Origin of the sequence: Corallococcus sicarius (assembly GCF_003611735.1) — a bacterium.
Taxonomy (GTDB): domain Bacteria; phylum Myxococcota; class Myxococcia; order Myxococcales; family Myxococcaceae; genus Corallococcus; species Corallococcus sicarius.
In genome coordinates, this window is sequence record NZ_RAWG01000308.1 from 1 (window position 1) to 11,761 (window position 11,761).

Here is an 11,761-nt window from a genome sequence, read left to right on the forward strand (position 1 = left end):
TGTATAAGAGACAGCCCACCCATGGCTGAGGCCATACGCGGAGGGGTAGACGTAGAACGTGGGCGCGTACGGCGTGGCCGTGGGGTGGACCGCCGAGGCATGGCCGGGATACGCGGACAGGCGCCAGTCGAGAGTGAATGCCGTCTGGGGCACCGGCTGCAGCGCGCCGGTGACGGGCAGGGGCGTCATGCCGTCCGGCGTGTAGTCGAAGGCGGGCATCTCCACGCTGCGCACCACGGTGCTGTACGCCAGCGCACCGCCATCCGGCAGGGTGCCCGCGTCGAGCTGGCTGAGCTGGTTCACGTACAGCCGGTCCCCCTTGGCCGCCTCGAAGATGGGCGTCCCGCCGGTGGTGTTCCACAGCTCGGCCTGGTTCGTGACGAGGCTCGTCTGCCCGGCGGGCACGTCCTCGTAGAGGGTCAGCAAGGTCGCGAGGTTCACCTGTCCGGAGGCGAGCTGCAGGCTGGAGCCGGGCTCCGTGCTTGCCTGGTAGGGCATCCACGGGGCGAGGTTCGTCACGTGGATGTCGAGGGGCGAGGTGGTCTCGGGGGAGAAGACGGTGTCCGCCCGGCCCATCTCATGCCAGTCGAGCTCCACCTCCCGCGCGTCCGTGACGGTGTAGGAGGCGCCGGACCTCAGGTAGTACAGGCCCGGGGGCACGCCCGTGAACAGCCAGCCGCCGTCCGGGGCCGCCGAGGCGTTGAGGTGGGTGAACGAAGAGCCGTTGGGGACGAGGATCTCCAGCTGGCTGGCCGACAAGGTGTTCGGCACCGACGTGATGCCCCCCGCGGTGTGGAAGTACGAGGAGGACGTCACGAGCACCGTGGTGCCTCCGTCCGTGGTCAGGCCCGCGGCGAGCTGCGGGCCCAGCCCCGGGGCCGGTGACACAGCCCTCTCTTCTTCAGCACACCCCAACCACGCAGCGCACGCGGGTATTAGAAGCAAGGACAAGCAACGGAATCGCATGGGGCCCCCTTTGGCATGTGAAGCCAGGGGACTGTATCAAGCCCTGGTGCTCCAGGGTCGCCAATTCCTGTCTCACCCCGGCTGCTTCTCCAGGTACTCCCGCACGCGTGCGAAAACGCCTGGCTGCGTATAGACGTCCCCTCGGCTGTTCAGGGCTGCGTCGCACAGCACCTGCGCGACCTCCTCCGCCGTCTGCGTCGCGCCGCCGATGACGGAGAGGACCTCCGCTGGGAGCTTCCCGCCATCCCTCGTGCGCTCACCCAGGGCGTTGTGCCCGAAGTCGGTCGCGATCCGGCCGGGGTAGACGACGACCACGCGGATGTTGGGATGCGAGCCCGCCAGCTCGATGCGGAACGCCTCCGAGAGCGACATCATGGCTGCCTTTGCCGCGGCGTAGGCCGCGCGCGGAGGGAGCGGGGTGCGGCCGAGAAGCGACGACACGTTCACGATCGCGCCCGTGCCGCGGGCCTGGAGGTGCGGCGTCACGACCTGCATGCCGTAGAGCACCGACTTCATGTTGTCGCGGATCATCGCGTCGACGTCGTCGTCGGTGATTTCGAGCAGGGAACGGCCGATGCCTCGACCCACGTTGTTGATCCAGATGTCGACGCGACCGAACTTCGCGACGGCCTCGTCGAAGATGCGCTGCACGTCGTCGCGCTTCGTCACGTCGGCGACGACGGCGTGCGCCTGCTTCCCACAGCGTCCGGCCACTTCGGCGAGAGGTCCGGCGCGGCGCGCGGCCAGCACGACCGATGCTCCACGTCGCGCGAGCTCCTCGGCGGTGGCGGCTCCGACGCCCCCGCTCGCCCCGGTGACGACAACGACCTGGTCTGAAAAGTCTGGGTTGCTCATGGTGTACCTCCACCCTCTTCGTACCTCCCGCTGCTGCCCACCGATTGGAAGGACCGGACATTTTCGGCGTCGCTTCCGCGCCGGATTGAACGGCCGCGGTGGACGCGCGAGAGTACGAGGGTGCCGCGCATGATGGACCCTGCCGCCTTGACGTTCTCGCTGTCCCGCTTCGTCGAGGACGTTCGCGCTGTCGTGCCAGTCGCTGGACACGCACGTCACGAACGGCTGCCTGACGGAAGAACGACCCTTGTCTTTCGCGTGCTCGAGGAGGGGCGGAGAGGGGATGTGTGCGTCGCGGGCCCGCGAACGCGGGCGCTGTTCAAGAACCCCACCGGCGTCACGCGGGCGGTCATCCTTCAGTTCAAGCCCGGCTGGTCGGCGTCGCTCCTGGGTGTGGCCGCGAACGCGCTGACGGACCGGATCGTCCCGCTGGAAGACCTCTGGGGCCGCTCGGGCAGCGACCTCTGCCTTGAGCTCCTCGCGGCGCGAAGGCTGCCGGAGGTGCTGGAGCGACTCTCTCAGGCCATCTCCCTGCGGACCCATCAGACCTTCGAACCGGCATCGGCGCGGCTCGCTCGCCGCGCGGTGCGCCTGCTCGAAGGAGACGAGGTCCGGGTGGAGACCGTGGCGGAGCAACTGGGCGTCACGGCGCGGCATCTTCGCCGCGCCTTCACGGAGCACGTCGGCATCGGGCCGAAGGACTTCGCGCGGACCGTTCGCCTGCAGCGTGCCTTGCGGATGGCGGAGAGTTCGAAGGACTGGGGACGCATCGCCGCGGACGCGGGCTACTACGACCAGTCGCACCTCATCGCCGACTTCCGGGAGCTCGTCGGGCTCACGCCCGGCGCCTTCATGAGGCGTCCGGGCGCTCGGTTCGGCTCCGGCGAGGCGGAGGCCGAGCTCCACGCCTAGAAACAGGGACCGTTTGTTGAACGCTCGCGGAGGGAGTGCGCCACCGCGAGGTCATCAACGCGACGGAGCGCGTTCCGATGATCCGGGCGCCTTTGCCTCGCTCCTTGAAGGACCCTGAATCCCCTCAGCCGCGCAACAGCCGTGCGGCGATGGGCAGGTGGTCGGAGGGCTCGGTCTCCGACGGCATCGGCGTCCGGTCATCCAGCTCCGGCATCCGGACCGGCTCCGCCCGCAGCGTGTGCGAGTGGAAGAGGAAGTCGATGGCCTTGGCCCTGCCGTTCGCGTTGCAGGTCGGCTGGTGCCGTCCCTCATGGGCATCGAGCAGACCGGCCGCCGCGAACGCTCGGACCAGCGGCTCCCCAGGCTGCGCGTTGAAGTCGCCGCACACGACCCACAGGGCCTCCTTGTCCCGCTGGACCAGCTCCACGAGCAACTCGGCCGCCTGTTGCATCCCCTGGTGCTGTTCCACGGGCCGGTCCGGCCGGTCCCAGCGCAGGTGCGTGCACGCCACGCGCAGCCGGTCGCCTCCGACGTCGAAGTCCAGGACCAGCGCCAGGTGCCCGGAGATGCGCCCGTCCTCCAGCCGGTCCTTGAAGTAATGGGCCCGGTGGCCGAGGCACCGCTCCAGGCGGTGGAACACCGCGCAGCCATCAGGCCGGCCCTGCTGCTTCAGGGCCAGCACGCCCGCGTACCCGTGCGGCTCCAGCGCCTTCTGGAGCGCGGCGAAGCGGTCGGGCTCCACCTCCTGCAGACAGACGATGTCCGCGTCCAGACCCACGATCCGGCGGGCCAATGCCTCCTGGCGCCTCCGTGGCTGGAGGACGTCCGCGGGCGTGTGTGGGAACCACTCGGGCTTGATGTAGGCGTCCGCCAGGAGGTTGTACGAGGCAATTCGCAGCTCCACCGCCATTGGCAGGTTCTCCCGGTCCGCCCGCTGGATTCATCCCAGGGCCGCCGCGAGCATAGGCGGAAGTCCACGCCCATCCACTCCAGGTCGGGCCGCGCTACCACCGCCACAGCGCGAACGAGAACAGACCGAACGTCGCGAGCCAGGTGCTCAGGCACACGACAGACGCGGACCCAAGGAGACAGCGCCACCGGGCCACGGCCGCGGGCTCCTGCCTCCAGGTGCGCACGCTGAGAACGAGGCCGGCCACGCCGAGCGCTGGGAACAGCACGGAGGCCGCCCAGAGACCGACCGTCTGCCAGTTCCTGTGCGCGAGCAGGGTCAGCTCAAGGTTTGCCGCACAGATGATGCCGAGCACCAACGACAGCAGGGCAAGGCTCGGCAGGCGGCGCACCCAGCGATTGCGCAGCGAGGTGCGTCGTCCGAAGGGGGTGCTCAGGAGGAGGGTGAACGACACGAGCACGCTCATGAGCGGGAAGACCGCCGCCGCCATCGAGGTGCGCTGCAGGTAGTCGCCCCCCGTCTCCAGTCCCTCGGTCGCGCCGTCCCCGCTCCGGACCAGGACCCCGTTGACCACTTCGCCGTAGTCGACATCGGCGAGCAGGCCCTTGCCGTGGTGCTTCAGCGTCGCCTGGTAGCCGAAGCCCGGCAGGACGGGTTCGATGGTCAGCGTGTCGGCCTGCGCCTTCGCCCGCCCTACGCTGAGCAGGTAGGTGGGGAGGCCCAGCATCGAGATGCGTGGGTTGACGAGGCGGTACCAGCCGTTGCCGTCGCCTGTGAGCGGGCGGAGGGTCGGCGCCGGGGGCTTCCACTGCGTCTGGTGGGAGATGAAGTCGGCGAGCGGCTCCTCCAGCTTGCGCAGCTCGTTCTCGCTGTTGACCAGCAGCACGTAGCCCATGCCCTGCTCTGCGTGGAAGTGCATGCTCGCCTTCGCGCCCAGGACGCCCCCGGCGTGGCCCTGCCAGAGCGTGGCCCTGACGATGCGAGGGTGCAGCCCCAGCCCCGCGCCGTAGGCCAGCCCCGCCTGGGCGCCCAGGGTCGACCGGGCCTGCTTCATGGCGCGGACGGTCTCGGGCCGCAGCACCCCGGGGGCGGAGGCGCCGTCGGTGAGCACGAAGCGGCCCAGCCTGGCCAGGTCCTCCGCCGTGCACCACAGCGCACCGTCCGCCTGGGTCTGCTCGAAGAACACCGGGGTGCGGTGCATGTCCGCGCCGCTGTGGCCGCTGGCGTGGTCTCGCTGGGCCGCCTGTGAGGCGAGTGCGGCGACCTGCGTGATGCCCAGCGGGCCCAGGACCCGCGCCGAGACGACCTCGTCCCAGGGCTTCTGGTCGTGCGCTTCCAGGATCGCGCCGAGCAGCACGTACCCCGGGTTGCTGTAGCTCTCGTGCATTCCGGGCCGCCAGCGCACCGCGAGCGGCTCCGGGTGCTGGAGGCTGCTCTCGAGGTGGCGCCCCCGCCGCTCCACGGGGCTGAAGAACGCCTTGGCGTGCATGTCGTCGAAGCCCGCGGTGTGGGTGAGCAGGTGGATCACCCGGACCGGGTCGCTGTCTCCGAACGGGTTCCGGATGGGAGCGTCCGGCAGCAGCTCCGAGACAGGGGTCTGCAGCCCGAAGTGGCCCTGTTCAATCAGCTGCATGATGGCGATCGCCGTCACCGTCTTCGTGACGGAGCCGAGGCGGAAGAGCGTGCCGTCCGTGACGGGGGCCCGGGTGCCGCTGTCGGCCAGCCCGATGACCCCGCTGAGCACGGTGCCCCGGCGGTCGAACACCGCGTAGCTCGCGCCCGGGATGTCGTGCTCGGCGAGCAGTGCGGTCAGGGACTGCCGCAGCTCGGCGGCCGTCGCCGGCCCCGGCTGGGCAAGGGCGAGTGTCGGGACGAGCAGCGTGAAGGCCCACAGCGGGGCAAGGCCCTTCATCGGTTCTCCGGGGAGCAGGGGGAGGGTGCCGAGTGCCCGGATGCCGGAGATGCTCGGTCAGCGCTGACTACGCAGCGGCGCCCGGACCATTTCGCGGTGACGCGCGAAAGCTGGAGCCCCCAGGGGCCCGCGAGTTCACGCCCACCATCGCCACCAGCTCTTCTGCTTCTTCTCAGCGGGAGGAGGACTGACCGAGGGCAATGCCGCCGTGGTCCCCAGGGGGCGCCAGGACTGGATGACTGCTTCGAGGTCCGCGAGCATCTCCTCTTTGGAAAGGCATGCGGCTGCATCGAGCATGACCACGTTCACCATGCCCTGGGCCTGCGTGAAGAGGCGAAGAATGGTTCGCTGTTGGGGGTCCCCAAACGTCTCAGGCTGGAACACGGTGTGGAAGAACAGATGCACGCCTCCGTCCTGTCCGGGGGCGCTCCAGGTTTCCAACTGGGAGCTTGTGGCGCCGCGCAGCCGTCCCTGGATGAGAAACTCCCCTTCGGCCGTGAGCAGCTTCAGGCGTTCAGGGCCCTCCGCGGCTCCATCCTCCTTGAAGCAACTGAGGGTCAGCATCTGCACCCCATCCGAACCCGCGGCGCCTCCCGCGAACGCGACCCGGCTGAACCGAAGGAACGTTCCGTCGCTGTCAGGAGTCCGCAGGTAGCGCGGAGGAGGCGTCATGGCACAGCCCATGTCCGGGAGCAGCACCTCGCTGGCGGGGTGCTGCAGCGCGGGTTGGGTGACCTCGATGCTCCCCGGCTCCGCGAGCATTCGGAGCATGGAGCGCACCACGCTCAGCGGATGGTCGGGAAAGCGGGAGTCGTGGCGCGGATCATCGGGCTTGGAGCCCGCCATCAGCTGCGTCAGCGCTTCGTCAGTCTTGATGTCTGCCTTCGCTGCGGCCTCTCCAAGGAGGACGGTCTCCCGGACGCCCGTGGGACCACGGTTCGCTGCGATGATCCGGAACTCAAACAGGCCGCTGCTCAGGGGGATGAGCAGGTGGCCCATGACGATCTCCAGCCCGGGCTCGTACGCCATGCGGTGCACCACGGACAATGCCTCGTGGGGACCAGGCCGGGTGCGCTCGATGCTCACCACCGGCGACCAGGTCGGGTCCGAGGTGCGTGGGACGACCTCCGCACCTCCCTTTCCCGCGGGCCGCTGCTGTTGCTGGATGTGAAAGTGTCTTTCGAAGAGTTCGCGAGCGTGGCGCTCGACGTCTCGCGCGAGCAGCCCTTCATTCTCCGGGCTGAGGTCGAGCTGGAGATTGAAGCGGAAGAGGAACAGCGCTGCTTGTCGATCAAGATCCACCAACTGGGCGCTGGTCTCGTCCTGCCCTTGGATCTGGAAGCGCCCCGGGAGCGCCAGCCGGAGACCGGCCGCCCCACTCGTTACATCGTTGAAGAATCCCATGCCTGGGAATACTACACCCTCCGGATCCGCGCTCCCAATCGGAGCGGAGCAGGCATGGCGCTTTGATAAGTGTTTGGGACGAGAAGGAGCACCTGCGTGCGGTGGGCCGGGCGGTGGCAGCCCGGGAGCCCTGACGGATTGGCATTCCTCCAGTCCATGTCCATGTGTCTTCCATGGCGGCCTCCGACACCCTGCCTTCCGAAAACCCCCTGCCCGCGATCCTGGGCTTCGTCGGCTTTCGCCGCCGCTCAGGCAGGTACGGCTCGGCCACCCAGTTGCTCTGGAACAGGCTGGAGAACGACGCCTCCATCTACGAGCTGTGCAAGGTCCGCGGGTATTTGACGGAGGAGGACCGGGTCATCCTGGAACAGTGCAAACAGAGGCTGGAGGTCGCCCGGCGCTGCCTTGACAGGCAGTTCTGGCGTTGGTCCTTTGCCTTCTGGCAGATCATCCACGAGGTCGACGGCCTGCTCCTCCTGGTCATGCCCCAGCACATGCTGCTGCCCCACGCCCTGGAGATTCAGCAGCAGTTCGAGCGCAGGGTGACGGACTCCGGCCAGAAGACACTCTGGCTGGGTTCGGAGCGGACCCCCGGGCCCGTGCCCCAGTGCGTCCGCTTTCTTCGGGGGGAGGCGCTTCCCCCCGGTGATCCTGACGCCTCCCTGTCCGAAGCGGAGCGCCTGGCGCGGTGCCGTCACGTGCTCCGGGGGGCGCAGGGAGTCATCAATGATCGGGTGGACAAGACCTTCTGGCAGCTCTCCATCAACGTCTCCATCCAGGTCCTCAGCACCCTGCTGCTCATCACGCTCTCCCTCCTCGCGTTGCTGGGCTTCAATCGCTCCCTCGTCGCGGACTGGCCTGACACGCTGGTTCCCCAGGGGCTGCTGCTGCTCAGCCTCATGGGCGCCGCCGGCGCCGTCGTGTCCAACATGCTCTCCAAGGAGCGCTTCGTCGTCGCGACGGGAGCGACGAGCCGCTTCTTCGCCTACCACCTGCTCGTCAAGCCCGTCATCGGTGCCTTCGCGGCCCTCACCCTGCTCCTCGTCGAGCAATCCAACCTGCTGCTCGCCGTGGTTCCTCGCGACGCCACGCCGCCCGCCAGCGTCTCCGCGCCCGTCGCCGCCGAACGCCCTGGCGAGCCCTCCGCCGAGCCCTCGCTCGAAGCCCCCGAGCCGTCCGCCAACGCCGCCGCGTCCGGTGACGCCGGCTACAACTCGGCCCTCCTGAACATCGTCGTGAAGGACTGGCGCGCCGTCTTCTTCACCCTGGCGGCCCTGTCCGTGGTCGCGGGGTACTTCGCGGACAGGTTCCTCAGCTCCATCATGAACAACGTGCTCAGCAGGCTGCTCGGGCAGTCGGAGAAGCTGCTGCCCTCCAGCACTCCCCCGGAGGCGGGCTCCCTCTCCCGGCGCACGGAGCTGAAATAGACAGACAGCGGAGACCCGCCTCACACCGGAGCCCGGGCCCCGGCTCGGCGGTGCTCCGAGGGCCGCCGCGTATAGGCCCCCAGCGCGTCCAGCAGGTCGTCCGACATGCGCTCCGCGCTGGGATGCCAGGGCGTGGTGAAGCGCGCGTCCATGCTCGTCTGGCGGACGGTGGACAGCCACTCGTGCACCTCACGTTCGGAATAGCCCGCGCTCCGCGCCGCCTCGTGCAGCAGCGAGTACTCCCGCAGGAGGAAGGTGGAGAAGGTGATGGGGTCGTCCGCGCCCACCGCGATGGGCACCGGCGGCGGCGCCCCCTCCTCCGCCCGGGGCGGAAGCAGCCGCAGGATGGGGTGGTTGCGCAGGTCCAGCAGATTGCCGATGAGCAGGTTGCTGGAGGGATTCACCTCCACGACGGTCCCCCGCGCTCCCACGTACCGGCGCAGCGCGTCCTGCGCGGACCTCAGCGCGGCCACCTCCGAACCATCCAGGGGGATGTCCACCAGCTGCTGCCCGCGTCGGAACACGCGCTCGTCTTCCCGGTATGCCTCAATGAGCTCCTGGACGTGCCGGGGGTTGCGCACCCGGATCCAGTCCAGCCGGTGGGAGGCCCGGCTGAAGGCATCCAGCCCCACGCCCACCGCCTCCTGCGCCAGGGGCGGACACCAGAGGTTGTGCAGCACGTGGTGGGCCTCCGCCAGCACGTGCGGCGCGACACACCTGCCGAAGACTCCTTCGGACAGCTCGCGGATGAGGTTCTCCACCTGCTGCGGCCGTCCCGGCGGGGCCTCCGCGCTCAGGCCCGGGGGCAGCCGGTAGCTGCCGTACAGCCGCCACTCGAAGACCAGGTCCCACAGCCGCTCCTCGGCCGGCATCATCACCGCGCCCACGGACTCCGCCCACATCCCCGGCTCCACGCCCAGCGACGTCGCATGTCCCAGCCGCCCGCCCCGGTGATCCAACAGGTAGTGCAGGCACTCGTAGATGCGGCGCAGCCCCTCCATGAGGTGCCGGTAGTCCTCGCCCACGTGGCCCGTCAGCCGGAGGGGTGGGGCGCCCCGGGCCGCGGGACGGGCCGCGGCCCGGGCGGCCTCCCACCGCACGTAGCGGTACAGCGGCGCCAGCACCCACGTGGGCACGCTCAACTCGTCCGACGCGACGTCCAGCCCCCGCACCAGCCACAGTGACAGCGGCACCGCGCGCAGCAGCTCCACCAGCGCTTCCACCTGCGTCGACTGCGACACGAAGTAGTCCGCGTAGCGGCCTCCCAGCCTGAGCAGCCCCTCCGGCACCGGCTCCGCGTACGTCCCCATGGCATGCGCGGGCGGCAGCCCCTCCCTCCAGTGGCGCTTGGGGTCCCTCGCCTTGAGCAGGTGCAGCACCAGGCCGAACTCCGGCTGGCGCCCGTCGCTCGTCGCCCTCCCCACGCGCTCCAGCACGCGCCGCCACGAGCGCGTCAGCCCCCACAGCTCCTCCGCCATGTGGATGGAGTCCTGCATCAGGCGGGTGCGCACCTCCAGGGCGGCGATGGGCTGCTCGCCCCCCGCCACCGCGTAGGAGACCTCCGCGCGCACGGCGTGCAGGGGCCGCTTCATCGCGCCCAGGCGGTCGTAGAAGCGGATGAACCACTGGAGGCCCGCGGTCAGCGGCCGCTGCACATAGGTGCGGTAGCTCAGGCAGCGCACCCGCTGGACCTGCCAGAAGAGCCGGTCGAAGTGCGGATCCGCCCGGCCGGCCTCGTCCTGCTGCCGCATCCGCCGCAGCCCGAAGCGCACCAGCCAGCGCTCCCCCGCGTTGGGCGCGTGCAGCCCCATCCGCAGGGCGATGGGGTCACACCGTCGCCACACCTCATCGAGCGTCTCGGGAAGCTCCGCGCCGCCCCGGGCCGCCATCGGGTGGAGGTCCCCGTAGAGCTCGCGCAGCTCGTCCACCTCCGGCAGGACCTCCAGGCGGGCGCGCGACAGCGCCTCCAGCGTCCGCGCGAGCACCCGGCGGCGCTGGGGCATCCAGATGGACGACTCGCGCAGGCCCCGCACGAAGTCCAGCAGCGGTTGCCTCCCGTCCCGCAGGATGACCTCCGCCAGGACGCAGCGGGTCACCGCGGTCGCGAGCAGCCAGCGAAGCATCGTCTCTCCGTCCCCGAAGATGAGCCCCGGCCCCGACAGCAGGCGGGCATCCAGGGTGGGATCCGCGATGGCGGACAGCAGCGAGGCCCACAGCAGCGGGAAGTCCATGCCCGCGTTGACGTGGTGGTGGACCTCCGTGACGCCGCGGTCCAGCAGGTGGCGCATCAGCAGGGGCGGCTCGATGTCCACCCGCGTGGGCGGCGGCTCCACCGGCACCGCCGACATCAGCAGGTCCTCGGGCATGGCGAAGGTGAGCCAGCGGTAGTGCGTGATCGCATCCACCGATCCCGCCTCCGTGTCCTGGGCGACGACGGTGACCCCCGGCCGGCGCTCCAGGTGGGTGTCCGCCAGGTGCAGGAGGTAGCCGGCCATGGACACCCGCCGCGGCGGATCCCTCTGGCCCCGGATGTGGCGGCGCGAGTCGAACCAGAACACGTCCCGCACCGCGATGAGCCGGTCCAGCGACCAGCCGCTCGCGTGCTCCGACAGGCCCTTCTCGCACTCGCGCCACAGCGCCCGCGTGGAGCCCGCGCCCGGACCCTCCAGCGAGGGCACCAGCTCCGTCAGCGCCTCCTGGAAGGCCCGGAGGCTGGTCAGTGGGAAGCTGGCCACCTCGGCGCGCACGTAGGCCTCCGGGACGCGGCGGGGGGCGAGGTTGCCCGGGGGCTGGCGCTGTCCGTCAGTGCCCATGGCTGGCGCCCGACGGGACGTGCCGCAGGGGAGACACCTTGCGCAGGGCCTCCAGCTCCAGCAGGTCGCCCTCCGGATCCATGGCCTGGAACCACGCGCGCACCACGGTGTCGAGCCAGTCGTAGTACAGGCCCGCGTCCCGTCCCTCGTCCCTCCCGATGTTGCGACGGAGCACCTCGGAGGCGCCGGAGCGCCCCACCGCGGCGCGCACCATCTGCTCCCGCAGTCGCGTCAGCCGGGGCCCATGGTGGCTCCAGTACGTCACCAGTTCGTCCCAGGCCGCGTTCGCTTCCGCCCCCCCTGACGGCCAGCGCAGCAGCTCACTGAGGTCGGGGGCCGGCGCGAACTCCGGCAACACCAGCAGGGGCAGCGCGTTCTGCAGCCACACCCGGGCCGTCCACAGCCGGTCGGACCCGACGCTGTACGCGCGGATGTCCTCCAGCAGCTTCGCCACCCGCTCGCGCACCCGCTGCTCGTAGGACTCCAGCGCGGCGCCGCGCCCCTGCTCCTGCAACACCGACTCCATTCCGCTGCGCGCATCACCCCAGTCCCACCTCCCCAG

General features: G+C 70.1%; 9 protein-coding genes and 1 pseudogene. 3 read left to right on the top strand and 7 right to left on the bottom strand.

Annotation, left to right across the window (positions count from 1 at the left end):
* Both D7X12_RS33280 and D7X12_RS33285 read right to left on the bottom strand, forming a co-directional pair.
* Window positions 1-888 (bottom strand): annotated as a pseudogene (locus D7X12_RS33280) (hypothetical protein); the annotation flags it as partial.
* A 150-nt stretch (window positions 889-1,038) separates the two neighbouring features.
* A complete protein-coding gene (locus D7X12_RS33285; RefSeq protein WP_120629249.1) occupies window positions 1,039-1,821 on the bottom strand; it encodes an SDR family oxidoreductase in 783 nt (260 codons plus the stop codon).
* A 132-nt stretch (window positions 1,822-1,953) separates the two neighbouring features.
* Here D7X12_RS33285 and D7X12_RS33290 point away from each other — a divergent pair, with 132 nt between their 5' ends.
* The gene (locus D7X12_RS33290; RefSeq protein ID WP_341868254.1) at window positions 1,954-2,733 is read left to right on the top strand and encodes a helix-turn-helix domain-containing protein; all 780 of its coding nucleotides are present in this window, start codon (window positions 1,954-1,956) and stop codon (window positions 2,731-2,733) included.
* Between the two features lie 124 nt (window positions 2,734-2,857).
* Here D7X12_RS33290 and D7X12_RS33295 read toward each other — a convergent pair whose 3' ends face one another.
* The 3 genes from D7X12_RS33295 to D7X12_RS33305 all read right to left on the bottom strand — a co-directional run bounded on the left by D7X12_RS33295 (window position 2,858) and on the right by D7X12_RS33305 (window position 6,641).
* Entirely contained in the window at window positions 2,858-3,637 is a 780-nt protein-coding gene (locus D7X12_RS33295) for an endonuclease/exonuclease/phosphatase family protein (protein WP_158620168.1), read from the bottom strand.
* 100 nt (window positions 3,638-3,737) lie between these two features.
* Window positions 3,738-5,555, bottom strand: a complete 1,818-nt coding sequence (locus D7X12_RS33300) for a serine hydrolase domain-containing protein (RefSeq protein ID WP_120629252.1) — start codon at window positions 5,553-5,555, stop codon at window positions 3,738-3,740.
* Between the two features lie 135 nt (window positions 5,556-5,690).
* On the bottom strand, window positions 5,691-6,641 hold the full coding sequence (locus D7X12_RS33305; RefSeq protein ID WP_147443877.1) for a hypothetical protein: 951 nt from the start codon (window positions 6,639-6,641) through the stop codon (window positions 5,691-5,693).
* An 87-nt stretch (window positions 6,642-6,728) separates the two neighbouring features.
* On the opposite strand from D7X12_RS33305, the gene D7X12_RS42615 reads away from it, so the two are divergent.
* Window positions 6,729-7,025 carry a hypothetical protein gene (locus D7X12_RS42615; RefSeq protein WP_147443878.1) on the top strand — a complete coding sequence of 99 codons (297 nt, stop codon included), beginning with the start codon at window positions 6,729-6,731 and terminating at the stop codon, window positions 7,023-7,025.
* A 107-nt stretch (window positions 7,026-7,132) separates the two neighbouring features.
* Window positions 7,133-8,386 carry a hypothetical protein gene (locus D7X12_RS33310; RefSeq protein ID WP_120629254.1) on the top strand — a complete coding sequence of 418 codons (1,254 nt, stop codon included), beginning with the start codon at window positions 7,133-7,135 and terminating at the stop codon, window positions 8,384-8,386.
* A gap of 20 nt (window positions 8,387-8,406) precedes the next feature.
* Here D7X12_RS33310 and D7X12_RS33315 read toward each other — a convergent pair whose 3' ends face one another.
* Window positions 8,407-11,199 (bottom strand): amidohydrolase family protein, encoded by a 2,793-nt coding sequence (locus D7X12_RS33315; protein WP_120629255.1) that lies wholly within the window; start codon window positions 11,197-11,199, stop codon window positions 8,407-8,409.
* The coding region (locus tag D7X12_RS43135; RefSeq protein ID WP_158620169.1) for a hypothetical protein at window positions 11,189-11,761 on the bottom strand (573 nt) is incomplete at its 5' end. The genes D7X12_RS33315 and D7X12_RS43135, both read right to left, overlap by 11 nt.

Bases quoted from the DNA above. Each gene is read 5' to 3' on its own strand.
- D7X12_RS33300 (WP_120629252.1), bottom strand. From the start codon at position 5,555: ATGAAGGGCCTTGCCCCGCTGTGGGCCTTCACGCTGCTCGTCCCGACA.
- D7X12_RS33290 (WP_341868254.1), top strand. From the start codon at position 1,954: ATGGACCCTGCCGCCTTGACGTTCTCGCTGTCCCGCTTCGTCGAGGAC.
- D7X12_RS33285 (WP_120629249.1), bottom strand. From the start codon at position 1,821: ATGAGCAACCCAGACTTTTCAGACCAGGTCGTTGTCGTCACCGGGGCG.
- D7X12_RS33315 (WP_120629255.1), bottom strand. From the start codon at position 11,199: ATGGGCACTGACGGACAGCGCCAGCCCCCGGGCAACCTCGCCCCCCGC.
- D7X12_RS33310 (WP_120629254.1), top strand. From the start codon at position 7,133: ATGGCGGCCTCCGACACCCTGCCTTCCGAAAACCCCCTGCCCGCGATC.